At 62.9% G+C, this 22,917-nt stretch carries 21 protein-coding genes and 1 pseudogene; 17 read left to right on the top strand and 5 right to left on the bottom strand.

Annotated features, from left to right (window positions below):
• Positions 1-4 precede the first annotated feature (4 nt).
• Both M9890_08605 and M9890_08600 read right to left on the bottom strand, forming a co-directional pair.
• Positions 5-550: a DinB family protein gene (locus tag M9890_08605; protein ID MCO5177011.1), complete on the bottom strand. Its 546-nt coding sequence runs from the start codon at positions 548-550 to the stop codon at positions 5-7.
• Between the two features lie 25 nt (positions 551-575).
• Positions 576-1,511 carry a pyridoxal-phosphate dependent enzyme gene (locus M9890_08600; GenBank protein MCO5177010.1) on the bottom strand — a complete coding sequence of 312 codons (936 nt, stop codon included), beginning with the start codon at positions 1,509-1,511 and terminating at the stop codon, positions 576-578.
• Between the two features lie 171 nt (positions 1,512-1,682).
• On the opposite strand from M9890_08600, the gene M9890_08595 reads away from it, so the two are divergent.
• The 5 genes and pseudogenes from M9890_08595 to ggt all read left to right on the top strand — a co-directional run bounded on the left by M9890_08595 (position 1,683) and on the right by ggt (position 8,217).
• Positions 1,683-3,644, top strand: a complete 1,962-nt coding sequence (locus tag M9890_08595) for a S9 family peptidase (protein MCO5177009.1) — start codon at positions 1,683-1,685, stop codon at positions 3,642-3,644.
• A 31-nt stretch (positions 3,645-3,675) separates the two neighbouring features.
• Positions 3,676-4,674 carry a uroporphyrinogen decarboxylase gene (locus M9890_08590; GenBank protein ID MCO5177008.1) on the top strand — a complete coding sequence of 333 codons (999 nt, stop codon included), beginning with the start codon at positions 3,676-3,678 and terminating at the stop codon, positions 4,672-4,674.
• Between the two features lie 267 nt (positions 4,675-4,941).
• Positions 4,942-5,169 (top strand): annotated as a pseudogene (locus M9890_08585) (amidohydrolase family protein).
• 119 nt (positions 5,170-5,288) lie between these two features.
• Positions 5,289-6,335: an amidohydrolase gene (locus M9890_08580; protein MCO5177007.1), complete on the top strand. Its 1,047-nt coding sequence runs from the start codon at positions 5,289-5,291 to the stop codon at positions 6,333-6,335.
• Positions 6,336-6,540: 205 nt separating this feature from the next.
• On the top strand, positions 6,541-8,217 hold the full coding sequence (ggt, locus tag M9890_08575) for a gamma-glutamyltransferase (protein MCO5177006.1): 1,677 nt from the start codon (positions 6,541-6,543) through the stop codon (positions 8,215-8,217).
• A 317-nt stretch (positions 8,218-8,534) separates the two neighbouring features.
• Here ggt and M9890_08570 read toward each other — a convergent pair whose 3' ends face one another.
• Positions 8,535-9,425, bottom strand: a complete 891-nt coding sequence (locus tag M9890_08570) for an LLM class flavin-dependent oxidoreductase (GenBank protein ID MCO5177005.1) — start codon at positions 9,423-9,425, stop codon at positions 8,535-8,537.
• A 136-nt stretch (positions 9,426-9,561) separates the two neighbouring features.
• A complete protein-coding gene (infA, locus tag M9890_08565; protein ID MCO5177004.1) occupies positions 9,562-9,720 on the bottom strand; it encodes a translation initiation factor IF-1 in 159 nt (52 codons plus the stop codon).
• A gap of 314 nt (positions 9,721-10,034) precedes the next feature.
• Between infA and recG the strand changes: the two genes are divergently transcribed.
• The 12 genes from recG to tatC all read left to right on the top strand — a co-directional run bounded on the left by recG (position 10,035) and on the right by tatC (position 21,386).
• A complete protein-coding gene (gene recG, locus M9890_08560) occupies positions 10,035-12,554 on the top strand; it encodes an ATP-dependent DNA helicase RecG (protein MCO5177003.1) in 2,520 nt (839 codons plus the stop codon).
• A 3-nt stretch (positions 12,555-12,557) separates the two neighbouring features.
• Complete coding sequence (rsmD, locus tag M9890_08555) at positions 12,558-13,163, top strand: 16S rRNA (guanine(966)-N(2))-methyltransferase RsmD (GenBank protein MCO5177002.1); 606 nt, start codon at positions 12,558-12,560, stop codon at positions 13,161-13,163.
• A gap of 4 nt (positions 13,164-13,167) precedes the next feature.
• Positions 13,168-13,716, top strand: coding sequence for a pantetheine-phosphate adenylyltransferase (gene coaD, locus M9890_08550; GenBank protein MCO5177001.1), 549 nt, complete (start codon positions 13,168-13,170; stop codon positions 13,714-13,716).
• A 58-nt stretch (positions 13,717-13,774) separates the two neighbouring features.
• A complete protein-coding gene (locus tag M9890_08545; protein MCO5177000.1) occupies positions 13,775-14,209 on the top strand; it encodes a hypothetical protein in 435 nt (144 codons plus the stop codon).
• A gap of 133 nt (positions 14,210-14,342) precedes the next feature.
• Positions 14,343-14,876 carry a DUF177 domain-containing protein gene (locus M9890_08540; GenBank protein MCO5176999.1) on the top strand — a complete coding sequence of 178 codons (534 nt, stop codon included), beginning with the start codon at positions 14,343-14,345 and terminating at the stop codon, positions 14,874-14,876.
• A gap of 351 nt (positions 14,877-15,227) precedes the next feature.
• Positions 15,228-16,238: a ketoacyl-ACP synthase III gene (locus M9890_08535; protein MCO5176998.1), complete on the top strand. Its 1,011-nt coding sequence runs from the start codon at positions 15,228-15,230 to the stop codon at positions 16,236-16,238.
• A 50-nt stretch (positions 16,239-16,288) separates the two neighbouring features.
• Entirely contained in the window at positions 16,289-17,146 is an 858-nt protein-coding gene (gene fabD / locus M9890_08530) for an ACP S-malonyltransferase (protein ID MCO5176997.1), read from the top strand.
• Between the two features lie 8 nt (positions 17,147-17,154).
• Positions 17,155-17,901: a 3-oxoacyl-[acyl-carrier-protein] reductase gene (gene fabG, locus M9890_08525; GenBank protein ID MCO5176996.1), complete on the top strand. Its 747-nt coding sequence runs from the start codon at positions 17,155-17,157 to the stop codon at positions 17,899-17,901.
• Positions 17,902-17,977: 76 nt separating this feature from the next.
• On the top strand, positions 17,978-19,375 hold the full coding sequence (gene accC, locus M9890_08520) for an acetyl-CoA carboxylase biotin carboxylase subunit (GenBank protein ID MCO5176995.1): 1,398 nt from the start codon (positions 17,978-17,980) through the stop codon (positions 19,373-19,375).
• A gap of 49 nt (positions 19,376-19,424) precedes the next feature.
• Entirely contained in the window at positions 19,425-19,910 is a 486-nt protein-coding gene (gene nusB, locus M9890_08515; GenBank protein ID MCO5176994.1) for a transcription antitermination factor NusB, read from the top strand.
• A gap of 173 nt (positions 19,911-20,083) precedes the next feature.
• Positions 20,084-20,323: an acyl carrier protein gene (gene acpP / locus M9890_08510; protein MCO5176993.1), complete on the top strand. Its 240-nt coding sequence runs from the start codon at positions 20,084-20,086 to the stop codon at positions 20,321-20,323.
• Positions 20,324-20,675: 352 nt separating this feature from the next.
• Positions 20,676-21,386 carry a twin-arginine translocase subunit TatC gene (tatC, locus tag M9890_08505; protein ID MCO5176992.1) on the top strand — a complete coding sequence of 237 codons (711 nt, stop codon included), beginning with the start codon at positions 20,676-20,678 and terminating at the stop codon, positions 21,384-21,386.
• Here the strand turns inward: tatC and M9890_08500 are convergent.
• On the bottom strand, positions 21,337-22,917 hold a 1,581-nt coding region (locus M9890_08500), incomplete at its 5' end, for an NFACT family protein (protein ID MCO5176991.1). The genes tatC and M9890_08500 overlap by 50 nt on opposite strands.

The following is a 22,917-nucleotide window of genomic DNA, read 5'->3' as shown; positions in this document are numbered from 1 at the left end:
CCCGTCACTGTTGTCCAACATCCGCCGCAAACGCAGTCAGCGTCAGGTCGATCTGGCCCCGGTGTTCGGCCTCGTGCTGCATCAGGTGGTGCAGCACCCATTCGGGGGATACGTCGTAGTCGGGTAGGACGCGGAGCGTCTGGAAGTCGGAGAGCGTCATCGGCTGGAATGCGGCCAGCAATCGGGTCCGGATCGCTGCGAGAAGCTCCACGTGTTCATCGATCGAGCGCCCGGCGACGTGGGAGAGTCGTCCGGCAGCATCGCGGACATCCCACGGGAACAGCGCGACGACATCCTCGGGAAACGGCTGAGTGAGGACTTCGCAGTAGAGCCAGTCCGCCTCGATCGCCGCGATGTGATAGAGCAGTGTCCCGATCGTGTTTTCGCCGTCGCGCTGCCAGTCGATCGCGACTGGGTTGATGTCGCACAGGAGATCGAGGGTGCGCCGGCGCGAGTTTTCGATTGCGCCAAGCCAGCGAGCGATAGTCGCATCGTTCGCTTTCACCGGCGTGATGGCGAGCAGGTTACGTGCTGGTTCGGCGGTAGTCATGGTGTGGCCTCCTGATGGTGCGTGCTCAGGCGTAGTCTCGGAGGATGTCGGCGACTAGTGCAGGGTCGATGCTCCCGCCGCTGAGGATGCAGACCGTCTTGCCACGCTGCTCTTCGGGCAGCGCCAGTGCGGCTGCGACGGCAAGAGCGCCTGCGCCTTCAGTCAGAAGTTTGTTGCGCGTTGCCAGTCGCGCAATGGCCGCTTTGGTTTCGTTATCGGTCACCGTGAGGCAACCAGCCAGCAGTCGCTGGAAGTCGGGGAATGAGTCGGCAGCAACGAACGGCGCACCCGCACCGTCGACGAACGTCTCGTACGGGGTGGTCCGTGGCTCACCGGCAGCCAGCGAGATGGCAAGCGCGCTGCCGCCCACCGGTTGCACGCCAAAGATCTTCACGTCAGGAAGCGTCTCTTTGATCGCCGAGGCGATGCCAAGCACCAGCCCACCGCCGCCGACCGGTACGATCACCGTCTCGACATCCGGCAGGTCTTCCAGAATCTCCAGGCCGATGGTGCCGTTGCCCGCTGCAACCAGCGGATCGTTGAACGGGTGAATGAAGCCGGGCCGGTCGTTGAAGCGTCCATCCTGCATCGCCGTCATGATCTCGGAACGCGAGATCAGCTCAATCTGAGCTCCGTAGCCACGAGTGGCCGCTTTCTTCATCTCCGGCGCATCGGCCGGCATGATGGCGGTGGAGCGCAGCCCGAGGCGGCGCGCTGACCACGCCACGGCCTGCGACATGTTGCCGGCGGAAAGTGTCGTGACCTCATCAAGCGCGCCACGCTCCATGCGAGCAGCGATCGCGTTGTAAGCACCGCGAATCTTGAATGAGCCAATCGGCTGCAGCATCTCCAGCTTGATCCAGATGGAATCGCTTTCGTGCAGCCTTAAGAGTGGTGAGCGCGCTGCGACGCCGCGCAATCGGTCCCGGGCGGTCGAAATGTCGTCCAATGTCCAGCGCATGCGTATTCCTTCATTACCCTGTCAAACGAGCGCCCGCGCGCCACAACATGCTGACGATGATAGGGTAATGCCGAAACAGACGCGAGAGACGGCTGTTGCTTGCGCTCTCGGCGCAGGTCGGTGACGATATGCGCCGGAACAGTTGCCGATGTCGGAAGGGACCTGCGATTCGTGAACGACGAAACCCCGGAGCCGAAGCCACTGTCGCCCGAGCAATTGGCGACGTTGACGCGCGCGTCCGACGCGAGGATCGCGCCGGACGGCAGCAAAGTCATCTTTGTCGTCGACCAAGCGAGCAAAGAGGGCGAGCACGAGACGTCCGCGCTCTGGATCGTCGACGCCGACGCCACGTCGCCAGATACCGCTCGCCAATTCTCGACCGGCATTGCCAACGATCACTCCCCGCGCTGGTCGCCGGACGGTCGCCGGATCGCGTTCCTCTCCGATCGTGAGGAGCGCGGCAAGAACTCGATCTACCTGATGAACGCCGACGGCGGCGAGGGCGTGCGTGTCTTTGACCAGCAGGGCTCGATGAGCGGGCTGCGCTGGTCGCCTGACGGAACAACGCTCTCCGTCCTTTTCACCGAACCGGAGACCGAAGAGGAAAAGAAGCGCAACGAGGAGAAGGACGACGCGGTCGTCTGGGACAAGGATCAGAAGTACCAGCGCCTCTGGCTGATCGACCCTGCTACAAAGGCTGCGACCTGCGTGTCGCCCGAATCGCGACAGGTTCGCGACTACGGCTGGTCGCAAGATTCGACGCAGCTGGCGATCTGCACGACGCCGAACGCACGCATGGACGACCTCTTCCTCGACAACGAGCTGGCGATCGTTTCGTGCGAAGGCGGCGAGTCGCGCAAGATTCTGACGCGCACCGGCCCGACCGTCGACCTGATCTGGTCGGCCGACAACAGCAAAATCGCCTTCCGCTCAGCTGCCGGACAGGTTGTGCATTCCGAACACGTCTACGTGATTGACGCCGACGGCGGCGAGCCGACGTGCCTGACTGAGGGCTACGGCGGTACGATCGAGAGCCTGCTCTCGCCGGATGGTGGCGAGACGCTGTCGGTTGGTGGCGCTGAGGGCGTGGACGCCGCAGTCTATCGACTGAGCTGGGACGGCGAGCTGACTGCCGTCCTCACCGGTCTCGAAGGCTGGATCGACATGCCGGTCGATGTCAGCCGCGACGGCTCGCGCATGGCTTTGGTCTGGCAAACGCCCGAGCATCCGGAGGCGATCGCCGTCGCCGATGTAACTGATGGCCGCGCTGGGGGGCTTCGCTCGCTGACCAACTTCAACGCCGAGATTGCCGGCGCTGCGCTGGGCACGGTCTCGGAGACACACTGGCAGAGCGACGAAGGCATCGAGGTCGGCGGCATTCTCTATCTGCCGCATGGCTACGTCGAGGGTCAGCGCTACCCGGCGGTCGCGCTCGTTCACGGTGGTCCAACCTGGGCGTGGTCGCGCTGGTTCCATGCGAACTGGCACGACTGGGGGCACATGCTCGCCGGACGTGGCTTCGCCGTGCTGCTGCCGAACCCGCGTGGTAGCACCGGGCGTGGCACCGAGTACATGAACGCGAATGCGCAGGACATCGGTGGTGGTGAGTTCCGCGACATGATGAGCGGACTCGACGCGCTGATCGAGCGCGGCATAGCCGATCCGGATCGCCTTGGCATCGGTGGCTGGAGCTGGGGCGGCTACATGACAGCCTGGTCCGTCACTCAGACCGATCGCTTCAAGGCGGCTGTGATGGGTGCTGGTCTGCCGAACATGGTGGCCGACAACTGGATCGGAGACATCCCCAGCGCCAACCTGTCGTACTTCGAGCAGTCCGCCGCGCTCGACCCGGATCCGCTCTGGGAGCGCTCGGCGATTCGCTACATCCGCAACGTGAAGACGCCCGTGCTAATCCTGCACGGCGCGGCCGACGAGCGGGTGAACACGATGCAGGGCAAGGAGATGTACGTCGCGCTTCGCACGCTTGGCGTGCCGACCGAGTTCGTCACCTACCCGCGCGAGGGGCACGGTATTCGCGAGCGCAAGCATCAGATTGACCTGATGAACCGCGTCATCGGTTGGTACGAGCGCTATCTGCTCGAAGGGCAATCCGACGATACGCAGGCTCAGTGAGGAGACACGGAGAACAAGGAGAGGAGACGCTATGTCGGGCGAGCAAATGACGCCGCGAGAGCGAGTGGATGCGGCGCTACGAGGTGAAGCAGTTGACCGTCCGCCAGTCAGCATCTGGCGACACTTCCCGAATCAGGATCAGTCCGCTGCCGATCTGGCGGCCATCACCCGGGCCTGGCAGGAGACGTATCAGCTGGATTTCATCAAGCTGATGCCGCCGGGTGATTACGCGACGATCGACTGGGGCGCGAAGAGCGAGTACCAGGGTGCGCCAGGTGGCACGCGCGAGACGACGCACTATCCGATCGACACCGCCGCCGACTGGGCGAAGATCGCGCCGGTGCCGGTGGATGCCGGATTCAACGCCGAGGTCGTTGGTGCCTGCGCGCTCGTGCGGGACGCAGTCGGACCGGACGTGCCAGTGCTGCAGACCATCTTCAGTCCGCTGACGATCGCCAGCAAGATGTCGGCTGGCCGCGTCGTTGATCACCTGCGGTCTGATCCGGATGCCGTCCGGCAGGCGTTGGAGGCAATCCGCGATGTGACCGTGGCAATGACGCGCGCGTCGTTGGCCGCTGGTGCAGACGGCGTGTTCTTCGCCAGCCAGCTGGCCACCTCGGACATGCTGACCGAGTCGGAGTACCTCGAATTCGGCACCAACTACGATCTGGAGGTTATGGAAGAAGCGGTTGCCGCCGGTAGCCAGGTGACGATGGTGCACTTGCACGGCGCGAACACGTTCTTCCATATCCTGGCCGGGTACCCCGGCAATGTCCTGAACTGGCACGACCGGGCCGTCGGGCCGGATCTGGCGACCGTTCAGGGCAACTATCCGGATTGTTGCGTCGCCGGTGGGATCAACGAGAAAGAGATCCCGGGGATGTCGGCGGAGGCAGTTGTCGCTCAGGTCACCGAGGCGCGGCAGGCAACCAACAACCGCCGCCTGATGATCGCGCCGGGGTGCGTGATCCCAGTCGCGACGCCCGAGGCGAACCTGCGGGCCGCAGTGGACGCCGCGAAGGCGCTATAAGCGAGCAAAGCACCAGTCCTGTTGGTGCGTGGCCAGATGAGGAAGGGATGATCAGGGGTGAGATCAGACGCACAGCTCTTTAGGGGCGGAACGATCCTGACGATGGATCCGGCCAACCCGGAGGTCGAGGCAGTCGGCATCGTCCGTGAGGTCATCGTCGCAGCTGGGTCGCGCGAGGAAGTTGAAGCGGCGCTGCCGCGCGGCCACCGACGCTTTGACCTCGCCGGCAGGACGATGATCCCCGGCTTCAACGAGGCGCACAACCACATGATCGGCTACGGCACCGCGCTGGGCCAGATCAACGCTGCCTACCCGGCAGTCCGCACGATCGCGGACATCGTTGAGGCAGTGCGCCAGAAGGCCGCCGACACTCCGGCCGGCCAGTGGATCCTCGGTCGTGGTTACGACGACAACAAGCTCGACGATCGCCGACACCCGACCCGCCAGGACCTCGACGCCGCCACGACTGATCACCCGGTCATGATCGTCAACGGCTCCGGTCACTTCGTCGGCCGTCAACTCGAAGGCACTGAGCTGGCCGGTATTCGCAAGTGGGCACGCCAGACCCGCAGGGTGGCCACTACGTCGTGGATGAAAATGGCGAGCCGACAGGAGTGCTGCACGAGACGGCGCAGCAGGCAGTGCGCAACCAGGTGCCGGTGCCGACCGTTGAGGACTTCGTCGAATCGCTCAAGCGCTGCAACGACGCCTACGTGGCCTCGGGCATCACCTCGTCGCAGGACGCAGGCTCACTGACAGCTGACCATGTCCGCGCCTACCAGATCGCGTCGGAACGCGGCCTGCTGAAGCTGCGCACCAGCATGATGATCCGTGAGACGCTGATCGACCAGCTCGACGGCCTCGGCGTACTGCAGGGCTTCGGCAGCAACCGCCTTCGTGTCGGCCCGGTCAAGCTGTTCATCGACGGCTCTCTGATCGGTCGCACCGCCGCCGTCACGCAGCCGTTCCTGGAAGACCCCCGCGACGACAACCTCGGCCTGACGATGATGCCGAAGGAGCAGTTCGAGGACTACGTCATGAAAGCCCACACGATGGGCTATCAGATCGCCGTCCACGCTATCGGCGACCGCGGCATCGACTGGGTGCTGGACGCCTACGAGAAGGCGCTCACCGCCCACCCGCGTGACGATCATCGTCATCGCATCGAGCACTGCGGCATCTGCCGCCCGGACATCCTCGATCGCATCCAGCGACTCGGCGTCATCCCGGTCACCCAACCGGTCTTCATCCTGGAGTATGGCGACGGCTTCATCCGCCACCTCGGTATGGAGCGCATTCAGCTGACCTATCCGTTCCGTTCCTTCCTCGAGCGCGGAATTCCGCTCGTCTTCTCGTCGGACTGCCCAGTGTCGTCCTACGTGCCGATGAAGTCGATCCAGGCCGCCGTCACCGAGCGGACCGGCACGGGCCAGTCGTACGCGCTTGAGGAGGCCGTCACGGTCGAGGAAGCGCTGGAGATGTACACCGTCGCCGGTGCCCACGTGACCTTTGAAGAGGACATCAAGGGCAAGATCAAGGCCGGTATGCTGGCCGACTTCGCCGTCCTCGAACAGGACCCGCGCGATGTCGATCCATCGACACTCGCCGACCTCGGCGTCACAACGACAATCATCGGTGGCGAGGTTGTTTACGAGCGATAGGTGACCTCACCCCCGTCCCCCCTCTCCTGTGAGGAGAGGGGGGGTGTCCTGAGTCTGGGCGATTGGGTGCTGACAACGAGATCGCGAGAGCGGCCCTGAACAGACCTGGTGATTGGCAATCAGCTCCCGCAACATATGACACCCCCTCTCCTCACAGGAGAGGGGGCCGGGGGGTGAGGTTCCCCACATCTCGAAAGGAACGCACATGGCAGTAACCACAAAGCGCGCGACCGAGAAGCAGCCAGCCGCAGCCGCCAAGGGGATGGTGACATCGAACCATCCGCTGGCGTCGCTCGCCGGCAACGAGATCCTGATCCAGGGCGGCAATGCCGTCGACGCAGCCATCGGCACAATGTTCGCTCTGTCGGTCGTTGAGCCGATGATGACGACGATCTTCGGCGCAGGCTTCATCAATATCCGACTGGCAGATGGCACCTGCACAACGATTGACAACTACGCGACGGTGCCGCGCGGTGCCAGCGCCGACATGTTCAAGCCGATCCCCGGCAACCTCGACAACGACGTGGAAGGCGACCTCAACAGCACCGGCTATCTCGCTGTCGCGACTGGCGGGACGCTGCTCGGCTGGGCGACCGCCGTCGAGCGCTTCGGCCGCCTGTCGCTCGCCGAAGTGATGGCTCCGGCGATCCGGTTCGCTCGCCAGGGCTTCCGCGTCAGCCCGTATCTCTCGCAGCTCATCCAGATGGAGCGCGAGAATCTTGGTCGATATCCGGCCAGCGCTGAGGTGTTTCTGCCGGGTGGCAACGTTCCCGCAGTCAACGACCGCATCGTTCGCAGCGACTACGCAGACACGCTCGAAGCGATCGCGCAGCACGGCCCGGACTACCTGTATCGCGGCCCGCTGGGCGAGGCGATCGTCGCCGACATGGCGAAGAATGGCGGGCTGATCTCGAAGGATGACCTTGAGGACTACCGCATCTACGAACGCCCGCCGGTGCGTGGCACCTACCGTGGCTATGAGGTCGTCGGCATGGGTCCGACATCTTCGGGTGGCACGCACATCATCCAGATCCTGAACATTCTGGAGCACTTCGACATCGCCAAGATGGGCTTTGGCTCTGCTGACACCGTCCATGTCATTGGCGAGGCGATGAAGATCGCGTTCGCCGACCGCTTCCGTTATATGGCCGACCCGGCCACGACCGACATTCCGCTCGACTGGCTGACGTCCAAGTCGTACGGCGCAGAACGCGCCGCTCAGATCGACATGGCCAAGGCGCAGCAGTACATTGCCGCCACGCCCCCGGATGGCGAAGGTGCATCGACGACGCACTGCTGCGCCGCAGACGCCGACGGCAACATCGTCGCGACGACGCAGACGCTCAACGGCGGATTCGGCTCGAAGGTGACGGTGCCGGGAACCGGCATGTTGCTGAACAATTGCATGCACCTGATGGACCCGAATCCGGGCCGAACGAACTCAATCGCGCCCGACAAGCGCATCCTGTCCTCGATGTCGCCGACGCTGGTGATGAAGGATGGCAAACCGTTCATGGCCATCGGTACGCCGGGGGGCGTCCGTATCTTCGGCACGGTCATGCAGGGGATCATCAACGTCATCGACCATGGCATGTCGATCCAGGAGTCAGTCGAAGCACCGCGTATCTGGGATCGCGGGCCGGTGCTGGAGATCGAGGAAGGCTTTGCCGGAGTCGCCGAGCTGAAGGCGGCGCTGGAAGCACGCGGCCATGTCGTCGAGACCCCGCTGAAGGTCGCAGGTGGCATGAACGGCATCCTGATCGATCCGGAATCCGGCAACATGCAGGGCGCTGCCTGCTGGCGCGCCGATGGCGCGCCGATGGGCTTCTCCGGCGGCGATGGCCGCATCGCTGGTGACGCGGCGAAGGCGATGTGGGCGTAGCGGCCTCTTTCTCGGCTCAAACGTTTCTCGCGTGAAGCCAGCGGACGGGCCTCAGAGCAGGTTGGCGCGGCAGCCGCCCCATCTCCTGTCATCTTGAACCGCCAGGTTGGCGCGGTACCCGCTCCGTCTCCTGTCATCTCGAACCGCAGTGAGAGATCTCCCACCCGTCGGACTCAGTCCAACGCAGGGGAGATTTCTCGCGTGCGCGCTCGAAATGACAGAAGGTGGGGTGGGCTGCCGGATCCAACTGCTCGCCATCACGAGCAATGACGGCCCGTTCAAGCCGCCGAGATTTGCGGGCTGTCGCCTGATCGGCCTTACTGTCTGAGTCGAGCTACGATCTCGCCCAACTCCGCAATCCCCGCCATGCTGACATCAGGCCGCAGGTCAACGACGACGTGTGCAACACCCGCGTCGGCGAATGACCGCAGCGTTGCGACGATCTCGTCAGTGCTACCGCTGATGGCGTTGTCGCCAATCTCGTTTGGTGTGCCCGCCGGCAGGTAGAGGTGCGTGCCGATGATGTGCTCGATCGTCGAGGGATCGCGACCAACATCGGCGCAGGCGGCGTTGATCCGGCTGCGTTCGGCGGTGACCTGCGCCAGATTGGCCGGCCAGATGCTAATCAGCGCATCGGCGAACTGCACGGCGGTGCGGGTCAGGCGCGGGCCTTTCGCTGCAACCCACAGCGGCGGGCCACCGTCGGTGGGGCCAGCAGGACGATGCTGGGTTTTCGCCAAGTGGTAGGTGCCCTTGAAGTCCACTGATCCGTCGCGAAACAGCGGTCGGATAATCTGCAGGGCTTCGCCCAGGCGGCTGGCGCGGCGGTCGAACGGGAAGCCGAAGGCAGTGTGTTCCGCTTCCCAGTTGCCCGCGCCGAGCCCGAGGACGAAGCGACCGTCCGAGATGTCGTCGATCGTCGCCGCCATCTTGGCCAACAACGCCGGGTTGCGAAAGATCGACGCCGTGACGAACGGGCCGATGCGTATGCGCGACGTTGCGGCAGCCAGCCCGCTCATGATGCTGTACGCATCCCATACGCCGAACGTTTCGCCCTCGGGCGATTCAAATGTGAGGTGATCCGGGACCCAGAACGAGTCGAGTCCGGCTGCTTCGGCAGCCTGGGCGAATCCGAGGATGTCGCGGAACCGGATCGGCTGGTCATCGACATTGACCTCGGACGTGCGCATGAAGACGCCGACCTGCATCAGACCGTCCCTTCTCGCTACCCGCTTCCAGGTGCGTGCAATTTGCTAAATGACTACTGGATTCTGAACACGCGAAGACCCCGAAGCAACCCTCGTTGCTCGGAGACCGCAGCGTATGGACCCGCGTGGACGGGAATTAGCGGTGTCGGTAGGTGATCCGGCCGCGTGTCAGATCGTATGGGGATAGCTCAACGGTCACGCGATCGCCGGGCAGGACGCGGATGAAGTTCTTCCGCATTCGGCCGGAGAGGTGGCCGAGGACGTTGTGCCCATTCTCAAGCTCGACAGCGAACATCGCGTTCGGCAGCGCATCGGTGACGCGCCCGACGACGGCGATTGCATCGCTATTCGCGCGAGTTCGTGGTCCGTCAGTTGTTGCTGTCGCGGCAGCCGCAGGTGCCGGCCTCCGCTGTTGTGACTTCCTTGCCAAGGTGTGCCTCCTAGTGCATACACGTTCTCCGTCTCGGTTCAGCGGCACGCCCTACATTGCTGGCGCTCCACCGTGACTGCCTGATCCGTATGGCAGCCCGGCCAGTCCGTTGTGGCCGGAGACTCGCCCCAAGTATATCACGCACCGTATCAAGGTTGAGCCATTTCAGGTGGCTCGGCATGGCCCGGTTGACACGGTCTACGCTGCTCGCCAACACTTCCAGCATGGACATGCGGCGCAACAGCTATCCCCCGCGCGACCTTATCCAGGTTGATAAGGTTCTGCAACTTGAAGAGCGTAAGGGCTTCCGCGACGACGCGGCCACAAACGGCATCGCTCGCTTCGTCGGCGAGCGGACGGCGCGGTTGCTTCATGCCGCTGAACCTGAAACGCAACGCCGAATTCAGGAGCTTGACACGCTCCTTGCTGGATACGGTCAGCTTCCTGCTGCAGATCGCAGGACGGCTGTGGCAGCGGCGCGGCGGATTGTTCAGGATCTGGCCCACATGCCGACCCCGGCACCCGTCGATTTTCCCCCGCCTGTGCGCGCTTCCCGGGTTGCGCCACGAGCGCAGGTACCGCCGAGGCGTGAACCGCGGGCGGCGAAGCCAGGAGTGCAGGTTGCATCGCTCGCCGATTCTGTCCGGCTGCTGCCCGGTGTTGGCGAAGGTCGTGCGAAGACGCTCGCGCAACTTGGGGTCGAGACGGTTGGTGACCTGCTGCATCTCTATCCGCGCAAGTACATCGACTATGGCAACGTCCAGCCGATCGCCAGCAGCCTGTTCGGCAGGCTGACGACGATTCAGGGCACGGTCGCATCGATTGAGACCCGGCGCACGACGACCGGGCGTGAGCTTGTTGATGCGGTCATTGCGGACGGCACCGGTCGGATTCACGCCGTCTGGTTCAGCCCGTGGGTAGCACGGCAGCTCGTGCCCGGTACGCCAGTGTCGCTGTCCGGGCGTGTCGAGCAGATGCGTGGCCAGCTCACGTTCCAGAATCCGGAGTGGGAAATTCTCGGCAGCGAGACGCTCAACACTGGCCGGATCATTCCAGTCTATCCACTGGTTAAGAACATCTCGCAGAAGGTGATCCGGCCCCTCGTGCGGCATGCTCTCGACGCCACCAGCAAGCTGATCGTTGAGCCGCTGCCGGAGGACCTGCGCGCAGACGAAGGTCTCCTCGATCTCGGACAGGCGCTGGAATGGATCCACTTCCCGGTTGAGGGACCGACTGGCGATGCTGCGACCAACTTGCGGTCCGCCCAGCAGCGAATCGCGTTCGACCAGTTCCTCGCGCTGCAGTTGGGTCTGCTGAGCCGCAAGCATGAGTGGCAGTCGCAGCCCGGCACGGCGATCACCGTCGATCGCGAGGCGCTGAGTGCGCTGAACGACAAACTGCCGTTCGAGCTGACCGGTGCTCAGCGGCGCTCGCTGGCCGAGATTCTTCGGGACATGTCGAAGCCACAGCCAATGACCCGTCTCTTGCAGGGCGATGTCGGTTCGGGCAAGACGATTGTCGCAGCGCTGGCTGCCTACGCTGCGATTCTGGATGGCTACCAGGTTGCGCTGATGGCCCCGACCGAGATCCTTGCGGAGCAGCATGCTCGCGGCTTGCAGCGCGTGTTTGAGGCATTGCCGGAGGAGCGTCGTCCACGAATCGGCTTCCTGACCGGCAGCGTCAGCGGTGCGCAGCGCACTGCGGTCTACGCGGCGGGCGCAGCTGGCGAGATCGATCTGTTGATCGGCACCCACGCACTCATCCAGGAAGACGTCGAGCTGGCCAACCTGGGGCTAGCGATTATCGACGAACAGCATCGGTTTGGCGTGGAGCAGCGCGCGCGGCTGCGCGGCAAGGGCGTCGCGCCGGATGTGCTGGTGATGACCGCCACGCCGATCCCGCGTACGCTCGCGCTGACGCTGCACGGCGATCTGGACGTGTCGACGCTCGATGAGATGCCGCCGGGCCGCCAGCCAATCGAGACCTATCGGGTCGATGGGCGGCAGCGCGCCGACGCCTACCGCTTCATCCGCGGCCAGATCGAGACCGGTCGGCAGGCGTTCATCGTCTTCCCGCTCGTCGAGGAGTCCGAAACGGTCGATGCACGAGCAGCGGTTGCCGAGCACGAGCGGCTGAGCAGCGAGATTTTTCCGGACTTACGTCTTGGCCTGCTGCACGGGCGGATGCGACCGGCAGAGAAGGATGCGGTCATGGGCGCATTCCGCGACCACGAGATCGACATCCTGGTTTCGACCTCGGTGATCGAGGTTGGTATCGACGTCCCCAACGCGACGGTCATGCTGATTGATGGTGCAGATCGATTCGGCCTGTCGCAGCTGCATCAGTTTCGCGGCCGGGTGGGTCGCGGCGCCGAGCAGTCGTACTGCATCCTCATCTCTGGTGACACGGGTAGTGATGGCAATGCCCGCTTGCAGGCGATGGTCGACACGCAGGATGGGTTCAAGCTGGCGCAGACCGACCTGGAGCTGCGCGGCCCGGGCGACTTTCTCGGCACCCGCCAAAGCGGTCTGCCGGAGTTGGATCTGGCGATGTTCGCCGACGTTCGCGATCTGGAGCGCGCGCGTGCCGTCGCCGAACGCATTCTTGAGGAAGATCCCAAACTGGAAAGCGCGCGGTTCGCCCTGGTGCGAGCGCGGATGGATGCGTTCTGGAAGCGCGCGATAGTGGATGTGAGCTAGGCGATGCGAGTGGTTAGCGGCGAGGCACGCGGACGAAAGCTCCGGGCACCACGCTCCGAGGGCATTACGCGACCGATGGCCGACAAGATCAAGGAAGCGCTCTTCTCCGTCCTCGCGTCGCTGGGGGTTGAGTACGACCGCGTTCTCGACCTCTATGCCGGGTCGGGTGCCGTTGGCATCGAGGCGCTCTCGCGCGGCGCGAGCTGGTGCGACTTCGTCGATCGCGACAAGCACGCGATCCAGGCAATCCGCGACAACCTGGAGCACGTTAAGTTCGCTGATCGCGGGAAGATTCACGCCGTCAGCGTCCTGACAGCAATCAGATCGGCGCGCGAGCCATACGACCTGGTGATCTTCGATCCACCCTACGCCGATCCGGAGATCCACGCGACGCTGGTGATGCTCGGGGAATCCGACGCTGTTCGTGACGGCACGGTCATCGCGATGGGTTACTCGCCACGGGTGGAGATGCCGGAGCAGTTAGGGAACCTGGTGCAGTTGCGCGCGCGCTGCCACGGTGGCTCCTGCTTCGCGGTGTACGATGTAGTTCTCGCGCCGGACAAAAGTAAGTCGGCTGCGATGGATGGGGATGCTTCGGCAGAGGGGTGAGTCGATGCGAGTAGCAGTCTACCCGGGCAGCTTCGACCCGGTCACGAATGGACACGTCGATCTCGCCCGCCGCGCGGCACGGTTGTTCGATCGACTGATTGTTGCTGTCTATACTGGCGGAACCCACGGCGCAAAGCGGCATCTCTTCAGTCTCGACGAGCGCGTGCGGCTGGTTCGCGACTGCCTGGGTGATGAACCGAACATTGACGTTGACACCTATGAAAACCTGACCGTAGACTACGCTCGAAGCGTGGGGGCGCAGACCATCGTTCGCGGGCTCCGGGCAGTTTCAGATTTCGAATATGAGTTCAAGCTGGCGCACATGTACCAGCATCTTGCTCCGGAGTTGGAGGTCGTCTGTTTGATGACGAGCTCAAGCTACTCGTTTATTTCGTCGAGCTTTATCCGTGAAGTGGCTTCACTCGGCGGCGATGTTACGGCGCTTGTCCCCGCTCCAGTTGTTGATGCACTCAGCAAGCAATTCGACCCCGACGCAATCCAGACCACGGAAGAGAGGCCGCTCGATGCATACACGCCAAGCGGTGGAATCTGAGTTCCCCGCTGCCGACGGACCAGGACGCCCGCCGCGCCGCGCCGCACGGACACCACACATGATGGAGATCATCGAGCGCCTCGAATCGGAGGTCGTCGCCGGTCGGCGTGTGATGAGCAAGGTGATGGTCGACGAGAATGAGTTCCTCTCACTCCTCGATCAGCTGCGCGAAGCGGTGCCGTCCGAGCTGGAGCAAGCACGGCGGGTCATCACCAAGCGCGAGGAAATCGTCCGCGATGCTCAGGATGAGGCGGAGAAGATTGTCGCTACCGCGCGAGAGCGGGCTGAGTATCTGATTAGCGACCGTGGTCTGACAGCTGAAGCACGCTATCGGAGCGAAGATGTTCTCCGTCAGGCACGCGAGAGCCAGCGCGCGACCAACTCCGAGATCGAAAGTTACGCACGCCGGTTGCTTGAGGATGTCGAGCAGGCGCTCCTGCGCAGCCACGCCGAGATCGAGCAGGCCAAGTCCCGCTTATCAGAGCAGACATAAACAACCAGCATATGTTTGACCGGCATGATGGTCGCTGGCTATACTGGTAAGGTTGCGCGTTGGCGTGGCCATATAGGCGTGCCTGCGAGCCAGGGCGAATGTCATCGCGTGGGGCTTCGAGAGTAGGCGAGCGTTGCAGCTCAAGAACGACACGCGGATCAACGTCGCCCAGCTCATGAAGGAGGACGTCGGGGCTTATCGAGTCTACGACGTTTCGCTTGACTGGTTTGCGCTCGATCAGGACATGATGGCGCGCGACGTTACCGCGCACGTGCGGTTGACGCGAATCGGTGATGGGCTACTGGCTACCGGATCGGTTGCAGGAACGGCTATCATTGAGTGCGTCCGGTGTCTGGAAATGTACGACCAGCCGTTCGCGGCCGAGTTCGATCATGACTATCGACCGTCGATCGACGTCCGGAGCGGTGCTCCCGTCGCGCACATGGTGCCGGCGGAAGAGGTCGGAACGATTGATGAGTCCCACGAGCTTGACCTGACCGAGCCATTTCGGCAGGTGGCGCTTCTGGACTTGCCGATCAAGCCGATATGCCGTGAGGATTGCCCGGGCCTGGGTCAGGGCGGCGACGATGACAGTGAAGTCGGGGATTTGCGATTTCGCATTCTCGGTGATCTGCTTGATGAAGATGAGACAAGCGAACAGAATTGACGGCGCGTGAGCGCCACGATGCAGCAAGGGGACACTAACGAATGGGTGCGCTTCCAAAACAACGGCGATCACGAGCGAAGCAGGGCCTCGTCCGCCAGCACGACCGCGTCAAGGAACCTGCAATCATGACCTGCCCGCAGTGCCGACAGTACAAGCGCCAGCACCACATTTGCCCACATTGCGGGTATTATGCCGGCAGGCAGGTTGTTGAGATTAAGACGCGACAGCGGCGCAGCGACGACGAATAGGCTGCCGTTCCTGAAACCGCGCGCGAATTCTGTGTTCGCGCGCGGCGCGTTGTATCACCGTGCTGGTGAAAACCGTGCGCAGTGCCGGAGGGAGTCATCGTAGATGCCGCGAGCCGCGATTACTGGCTGGGGCATGTATGTGCCTGAGCGCGTGCTTAGCAACGACGAACTCTCGCGCATGGTTGATACAAACGATGAGTGGATCGTGTCACGCACCGGCATTCGCGAACGGCGCATCGCCGGCGAGACCGATACGATCACGTCGTCGTCCGTGGCGTCAGCGCGTCTCGCCTGTGAGAAGGCGCGGATAGATCCGGGCGATCTTGACCTGATTGTAGTTGGCACGTTCACCGCCGATCAGATGATGCCGTCGGTCGCCTGTCAGGTGCAGTTTGCGATCGGTGCGCACGCGGCCGCTGCGTTCGATCTCAATGCCGCCTGCTCGGGCTTTGTCTATGCGCTCGCGACGGCGACCCAGTTCATCGAATCCGGCCTCTATCAACGCATCCTCGTCATTGGTACCGATATCAACTCGCGTTACCTTGATTACACGGATCGCAGCACCTGCGTGTTGTTTGGCGATGGTTCCGGCGCAGTCGTGCTGGAGGCCAGTGACGCGGCTGAAGGCGTGCTCTCCGTTGCTCTCGGCGCAGATGGTTCGGCTGGGCATCATCTGACACTTGGTGACCCGGCTTCCTTTGCCAAGCTCAACGGAAACCCGACGATGGATCGCCCGTTCATGCGCATGAACGGACCAGAGGTCTATCGGTTCGCCGTCAAGGTGATGGGCGGGGTGGCCGCCGAGGCTATCGCGCGAGCCGGCCTGACGTTCGATGAGATTGATCTGCTGGTGCCGCATCAGGCAAATCTGCGGATTATCGACGCGGCCGCGAAGCGCCTGGAATTGCCGCGCGATCGCGTCTGGGTGAATGTCCACGACTATGGCAACACATCTTCGGCATCGGTGCCGATTGGCCTGGTGGAGGCGTTCGAGGCGGGGGCAATCCAGGACGGGATGCATGTCGTAGTCGTCGCATTCGGCGGCGGCCTTTCGTGGGCAGCGGGGGTGATACGGTGGGGAGCGACAGGCGTCGCCCGGCTGGCCCGGGGATGAGTGCAGGGGTAGCCTGGGTATTTCCTGGCCAGGGGTCACAGACAGTTGGAATGGGGCAGACCGTTGCGCAGACGAGCGGTGAGGCCTGCGCAGCATTTGAGGAAGCCGACGCAACACTGGGTTTCGCGATTTCGCGCCTGTGTTGGGAAGGTCCGCTCGAATCACTAACACTCACCAGTAATCAGCAACCAGCGATCGTCGCTACCAGCGTCGCGACCCATCGCGCACTGCATGCAGAGTCGCTGCTGCCGGAGCCGGATTACGTCGCCGGTCACTCGCTGGGTGAATACTCGGCGCTGGTTGCGGCAGATGCGCTGGCGCTGAGCGACGCGATTCGCCTGGTGCGCCGACGCGGCCAGCTCATGGAAGAGCACGCGCTCGGCGGCATGATTGCGATCATCGGCCTTGATGTTGAAGCAGTGCAGGTCGTGGCGAACGAAACCGGTACCGAAGTCGCCAACTTCAACGCGCCGGGGCAGATCACCGTCTCCGGGACAGACGATGCGATTGCGGTCGCCGAAATGGCTGCCAAAGAGCGCGGTGCACGGCGGGTTGTGCGGTTGCCGGTCAACGGTGCCTTTCATTCGTCGATGATGCAGCCGGTTGCCGAGCAGCTGGCGGTGGACATCGACCAGACACCAGTGCAGAAGCCACGCGTACCGCTCATTTCGAACGTGACCGCCGAGCCGATCGTCCACCCGGATGACATTCGGCGTGAGCTCGTCGATCAGATCTGTGCTTCCGTGCAGTGGATCAGATCGGTAGAGACGATGATCGAGCTCAGTGTCACGCACTTCTACGAAATCGGCGCAGGTGCCACCCTGAGTGGACTGATTGGGCGCATTAATCGATCCGTGACAACAGTGCCGTCGGATCGCCTGCTCGCACCGGTGGCAACCAGAAGCTGAGGGAAGACATGCAAGACAATGAGCAGCGCGTTGCGATCGTCACCGGCGCTGTCCGCGGCATTGGTCGGGCCATTGCCCACGAGCTCGCGCAGGACGGCTTTGCCGTTGTTGTGAACTATCGCGGAGACGCGGATCAGGCGGCAGCACTGTGCGACGATCTGGCGCAATATGGCGGTGCAACGCTGGCGGTGCGAGCCGACATCACCAGCCCGGATGACGTCGCCGGACTGATCGAGCAGACGATCAATACCTTCGGCCACCTCGATGCGCTGATCAACAACGCCGGCATCACCCGCGACACGCTCCTGATGCGCATGAGCGAGGAAGACTGGGATGCGGTGTTGGAGACGAACCTCAAGGGCGCGTTTCTGTGCAGCAAGGCGGCGATCCGTCCGATGATGCGTCGGCGATCCGGCTCGATTGTGAATCTCACCTCTGTCGTTGGCCTCAGCGGCAACGCCGGGCAGACAAACTACTCGGCGGCCAAGGCCGGCCTGATCGGCTTCACCAAGTCGCTGGCCAAGGAAGTCGGCTCGCGCGGCATCACCGTCAACGCAGTCGCTCCGGGCTTCATCGAGACGCGCCTGACGGACGTGCTGACTGACGACACCAAGGCTGCCATGCTGGAGCGCATCCCGCTCGGGCGCTTCGGCACACCGGAAGATGTCGCCAGCGCCGTCCGCTTCCTCGTCTCTCCGGCTGCACGATACATCACCGGCGCTGTACTATCGGTCGACGGTGGGATGGCGATGTAGCGCATCGGAATCTGCACCCGTTCTCAACGACACCTGACGGAGCCTGCGTCGCGCTCTCAATGCTGGTGGGTGGATGATGTTCGAAAAGATTCTCATTGCAAATCGCGGCGAGATCGCCCTGCGAATACTGCGTGCCTGTCACGAGCTCGGTGTCGGCGCGATCGTTGCCTACAGCGAGGCTGATCGCGATTCGCTACCGGTGCGTCTGGCCGATGAGGCGGTCTGCATTGGGCCGCCACCGGCAGCCAAGTCGTACAACCACATTCCGTCGGTCATTAGCGCAGCGCTAATGACTGGCTGCGACGCGATTCATCCCGGCTATGGATTCCTGGCTGAAAATGCCTACATCGCTGACATCTGCGAAGAGGTGAACCTGACCTTCATTGGGCCCGAGCCGGAGACGATCTCGGTCATGGCCGACAAAGCGCAGGCGCGCCAGATCGCGAAGAAGGCGGGCGTGCCGGTTCTCCCCGGCACCAACGATCCGCTACCGGCAGCGGTGGACGTGCGTGAGCTGTCGCGCGAAATCGGCTTCCCGCTGATGCTGAAGGCGGCTGCTGGTGGTGGGGGGCGCGGCATGCGCATCGCCGCCGATGAGCGCGAGCTGCTACGGCTGCTGCCGCTGGCGCAGGCCGAGGCCCAGGCGGCGTTCGCTGACGGTGCCGTCTACGCGGAACGCTATCTGGAGAATCCTCGTCACATCGAGATCCAGATCATCGCCGACAAGCACGGCAAGGTCCTTTCGCTTGGCGAACGGGATTGCTCGATGCAACGTCGGCATCAGAAGTTGATCGAGGAAGCGCCGGCACCAAATATCTCGCGCCGATTGCGCTCAAGCCTTGAAAAGGCAGCGGTCAAGCTCGCGAAGTCGATCAAGTACACCGGCGTTGGTACGTTCGAGTTCCTTGTTGACCGCGACGAGAAGTACTACTTCATCGAAGCCAACACGCGTGTGCAGGTAGAGCATCCGGTTACTGAGATGGTGACCGGGTTCGACATCATCAACTGGCAGATCCGCGTCGCCGCCGGTGAGCCGCTGCCGTTTGACCAGAAGGACATTCGCACGACCGGCCACGCGATTGAATGCCGGATCAATGCAGAAAACCCGATGACCGGCTTCACGCCGTCAGCAGGAGTTGTGAGTGGGTATCACGCGCCGGGAGGGCCGGGCATCCGGATCGACTCGCATCTCTACAGCGGCTATCGCATTCCACCGAACTACGATTCGATGATTGGCAAGCTGATTGCCTGGGGAGCAACGCGGGATGACGCCATCGCCCGGATGCGCCGCGCGTTGTCCGAGACGGTCATCAGCGGAGTTGAAACGACCATACCGTTCCACCACTTCGTGCTGAATCATCCAGACTTCCGCTCCGGCAACGTCCATACCGGTCTGATTGGTGAGCTACTGAACAACGCCGATCCAACTGCCATGATCGAAAGCCTGCCGGGCCTTGCCTGCCCGATTGTTTGATGCCCGGTTCGACGCGCTGCCGTCAACCGAGGCTGCCGGAGGAGACCGCATGTCAGGCCGAAGGGGCCGTGGATTTGAAAACCGACAGGCGCGAACGCTCGCGCTGCAGATCCTGTTCGAAGGGGATCTCACCGATCACACACTGGAGGACATCGCTCGACGCTACACCGCAGATATGAACATCCCCCAGCCGGTGCGTCGCTACCTTGAGCGACTGGTCTCCGGCGTCTCCGAGCATTTGACGGAGATCGACGCCAGCATCGGCGGAGCGGCAACTGCGTTCCCGGTTGCACAGCTGCCCGCCGTAGACCGCAACATCCTCCGGGTCGCGATCTATGAGCTGCGGCACGAGCAGGATGTTCCGATGAAAGCAGCCATCAATGAGGCTGTCGAGCTCGCCAAAGCCTTCGGCGGCGACAACTCCAGCCGCTTCGTGAACGGCGTGCTTGGCACCATCGCCCGCACAATGCCCGCAGCACCGCAGAAGGACGCAGATGAGGATGCTGATAGCGAAGTGCCGGAAGTTAGCGACTGAGTGGCGATTCATGCATAATACGCCGCAACGGGGAGAGTCGTGCCGCGCCTTCCGCCGTCTGCTACAGTCTTGTGGTGGATCAGCGACACGATCATATGGACGTGGGGGTGTTCCGCCCCGCACAGCGGCCGACGGCGGCCGCTGGCTCGACTCTACAGTGGGAGGTTATCGCGTTGTCAGCCACCTTTGACAAGCTTCAGGCGATTGTTGCCGAGCAGCTTGGCGTTGAGCCTGAGAAGGTCACGCCTGATGCGGAGTTCGTCCAGGACCTGAATGCAGATTCGCTCGATCTAGTCGAGCTCATCATGTCGCTTGAGGAAGAGTTCGGCGTCGAGATCTCAGATGAGGACGCCGAGAAGATCGTCAAGGTTAGCGACGCGATGGACTACATTCAGGATAACGAAGACGCGTAAGCTGGACGGCCAGAATCCGGACCGCCAACGTACGTTATGACGTGAGGGCGTCGAGAGCATTGCCGCGCTCGACGCCCAATCCTTTTGCTGGAGTCTGGCTGACTTCCGTACAATCAGTCAGAATCCAGCGGTCGCGTGCGTCCTGCTTCACCATCGACGGGGATAACGCACCGCGACACTGATACGAGGCCGGCCGGGCGTCATTCGTCGGGTTTGGCCTCCGCCGTTGAGATCGTGAGACGACATGGCAAGCATCCTCAACCGAGTTCCGCTGCCAACGCGGAATCGGCGGAACCAGCAGTCACCGCCTGGTTCAACACCTCCCATCCAGACGGAGGAAGAGTTCGTCGAGATGACGCTCCAGGAGCACCTGGAGGAGTTGCGATCTCGCATTCTCAAGAGCGCATTGGCTGTGCTGGTGGCGCTGGTAGCCGGCCTCTGGCTTGCGTTCCCGGTTATGGAGAAGATCCGCGATCAGGCCAATGTCACCGGCCTGCAGGCGATCAGTCCGACTGAGCCGTTCACGGTCTACATGCGGGTGGCCCTCTACATCGCCATTGCGATAGCCATGCCGGTGCTCATCTATCAGCTGATGGGCTTTGTTTCGCCGGGCCTGACCTCAAATGAGCGCCGATACGTCATCATCGCGATTCCGTTCGTCATGGTGTCGTTCATCATCGGCGTCCTGTTCGCGTTCTTCGTCCTCGTCCCGCGTGCGATGGACTTCCTCTCGACGTTCGGCGGCTCCATTTTCGACTGGAACCCGCGCGGCGCGGACGTGATTTCGTTCTATATGACACTCATGCTCGGCGTCGGCCTCATCTTCGAGCTGCCGGTGCTGATGTACGCGCTCACGCTTATTGGCGTCATGACGCCGCAGCGCTTCAGCCGTTTCCGCAAGTTCGCGATCGTACTGTCGATGATCAGCGCGGCGATCATTACGCCGACGCCTGACCCGTTCAACATGATGCTCGTCGCGCTACCTACCTACTTCCTGTACGAAGTTGGCATCATCATGTCGCGGATCGCTTATCGCGGGAAGCAGCGCAGAGCAAGCTCGTAGTCTGATCGTCAGATGACAATTGCATAGACGATTCGTCGTTGACTCCTGGCGGACTTCCGTCAGAGTCAATGCTCTCCAGACTCAGCTGCTGTTCGGATGGCCGGACATTCAGTGTGCGCTCGTTGCGATAGGTCACCATGCCGGGGCCCGAACCCTTGATCTTGCGGACGTTGCGGCGATCTGTGGCGTCGACCTCGACGGATGTCGATTCACGCCCATGGCTGTACCAGGCTGCCAGTGCTGCCGCAGTCTCCAGCGCGGCCTCATGAACCTCGCCGCGATTGCGCAGGATGACGTGTGCGCCCGGCATGTTGCGGGCGTGCAGCCAGATGTCGTCCGGTCCGGCGATATCGAATGTGACCTGCTCGTTCTGCGGGCCGGTGCGACCAACGATGATCATGTCACCAAAGCGGGTGCGGTAGGTCCGAGGTCGCCGAGCCTGCCGTGATGGTCGCGGGCGATTCGCGCGCGACGGCGCTTTCACCGCTGTCACCTGCTGCTCGGCCCATTCGAGCCGCACCGCCTCGATCTCGTCGAAACCGTCAGCCAGCATCGCCATCGAGCGCACCTGCTCGATGTAGTCCAGCTCGTGCTGCGTCTTCTCTAGCAATTCGGGGAGATTCTGCTCTGCCGACTGCGCTTTCCGGTAGCGCTCGAAATACTCCTGTGCGTTCTGACTCGCTGACAGTGATGGATCTAGCGGGATGACCAATCCATCCGTGGTCACGAGTTCCGTCTGGCGCGGCTGGATTTCGACCAGATGGATGTAGATGGCTTCGCCCATCGCGCGCCAGTTCTCGATCTCGGTCGCTCGTTCTGCCTGCTCCTGCAATGAATGCAGGCGGCTTTCGACCCGCGATCGTGCCTGGTCGATCTCGGCAATCAGCCGTTCCCGGCGCGCTGCGTGGCGCTGCGGGGCGGCATCTGTGCGGGCCGCTCGCGCTGCTACCTCGGCGGCATTAACCACGCTGCTGGCCGCTTCGGCCTCAACGTCTGGCCGCGCCTTGAGTGATTCCAACGGAATCGACGAGAAGTCAATTCGGCCATCTTCGAACCGATAGATCCAGGGTGACCACGCGCTAGTCGCGAGGGGCGCGAAGATCGCACGGACTGCTGACGCAAGCTGGTCGCGAGCGCCGCTATCGAGCGACTGCACATCATCCTTTGGCTCGACGCCGGCTCGCCATGCGGCCTCACGGGCCAGCAGCGGACTCATACCGTCATACGTCGCGATCAACCAGCGTTCGACGTTAACCGGCTCATGCGTATCCAGTGCGTCGCGTTGATGTGCATTGAGCGGATCGCGGCGAACCTGGGGCGGGGGTCCGACGTACTGCTGGCGCGGGCGGATCGGCCGGACGCGGCTCATCTCAGGTGTCACGCGCTTGATGGCGTCCATGATCAGGCCATCCTCATCGACGAGAATGATGTTGGATCGTCTGCCCATCAGTTCGACGTACATCGTCGTAGCGGTGACCTCAATATCGTCGTCCGTCGGCTCCGCGTTGTCGTCCTTGTTGGTCGCATCAAC

Source organism: Thermomicrobiales bacterium (genome assembly GCA_023954495.1).
GTDB lineage: Bacteria > Chloroflexota > Chloroflexia > Thermomicrobiales > CFX8 > JAMLIA01.
This window is presented reverse-complemented; position numbering and strand designations above follow the sequence as displayed.

What these genes read in the sequence shown, in the direction of transcription:
- M9890_08605 (MCO5177011.1), bottom strand. Translation starts at nt 550, where the DNA reads ATGACTACCGCCGAACCAGCACGTAACCTGCTCGCCATCACGCCGGTG.
- M9890_08600 (MCO5177010.1), bottom strand. Translation starts at nt 1,511, where the DNA reads ATGCGCTGGACATTGGACGACATTTCGACCGCCCGGGACCGATTGCGC.
- M9890_08590 (MCO5177008.1), top strand. Translation starts at nt 3,676, where the DNA reads ATGTCGGGCGAGCAAATGACGCCGCGAGAGCGAGTGGATGCGGCGCTA.
- ggt (MCO5177006.1), top strand. Translation starts at nt 6,541, where the DNA reads ATGGCAGTAACCACAAAGCGCGCGACCGAGAAGCAGCCAGCCGCAGCC.
- M9890_08570 (MCO5177005.1), bottom strand. Translation starts at nt 9,425, where the DNA reads ATGCAGGTCGGCGTCTTCATGCGCACGTCCGAGGTCAATGTCGATGAC.
- infA (MCO5177004.1), bottom strand. Translation starts at nt 9,720, where the DNA reads ATGTTCGCTGTCGAGCTTGAGAATGGGCACAACGTCCTCGGCCACCTC.
- recG (MCO5177003.1), top strand. Translation starts at nt 10,035, where the DNA reads ATGGCCCGGTTGACACGGTCTACGCTGCTCGCCAACACTTCCAGCATG.
- rsmD (MCO5177002.1), top strand. Translation starts at nt 12,558, where the DNA reads ATGCGAGTGGTTAGCGGCGAGGCACGCGGACGAAAGCTCCGGGCACCA.
- coaD (MCO5177001.1), top strand. Translation starts at nt 13,168, where the DNA reads ATGCGAGTAGCAGTCTACCCGGGCAGCTTCGACCCGGTCACGAATGGA.
- M9890_08545 (MCO5177000.1), top strand. Translation starts at nt 13,775, where the DNA reads ATGATGGAGATCATCGAGCGCCTCGAATCGGAGGTCGTCGCCGGTCGG.
- M9890_08535 (MCO5176998.1), top strand. Translation starts at nt 15,228, where the DNA reads ATGCCGCGAGCCGCGATTACTGGCTGGGGCATGTATGTGCCTGAGCGC.
- fabD (MCO5176997.1), top strand. Translation starts at nt 16,289, where the DNA reads ATGGGGCAGACCGTTGCGCAGACGAGCGGTGAGGCCTGCGCAGCATTT.
- fabG (MCO5176996.1), top strand. Translation starts at nt 17,155, where the DNA reads ATGCAAGACAATGAGCAGCGCGTTGCGATCGTCACCGGCGCTGTCCGC.
- accC (MCO5176995.1), top strand. Translation starts at nt 17,978, where the DNA reads ATGTTCGAAAAGATTCTCATTGCAAATCGCGGCGAGATCGCCCTGCGA.
- nusB (MCO5176994.1), top strand. Translation starts at nt 19,425, where the DNA reads ATGTCAGGCCGAAGGGGCCGTGGATTTGAAAACCGACAGGCGCGAACG.
- tatC (MCO5176992.1), top strand. Translation starts at nt 20,676, where the DNA reads ATGACGCTCCAGGAGCACCTGGAGGAGTTGCGATCTCGCATTCTCAAG.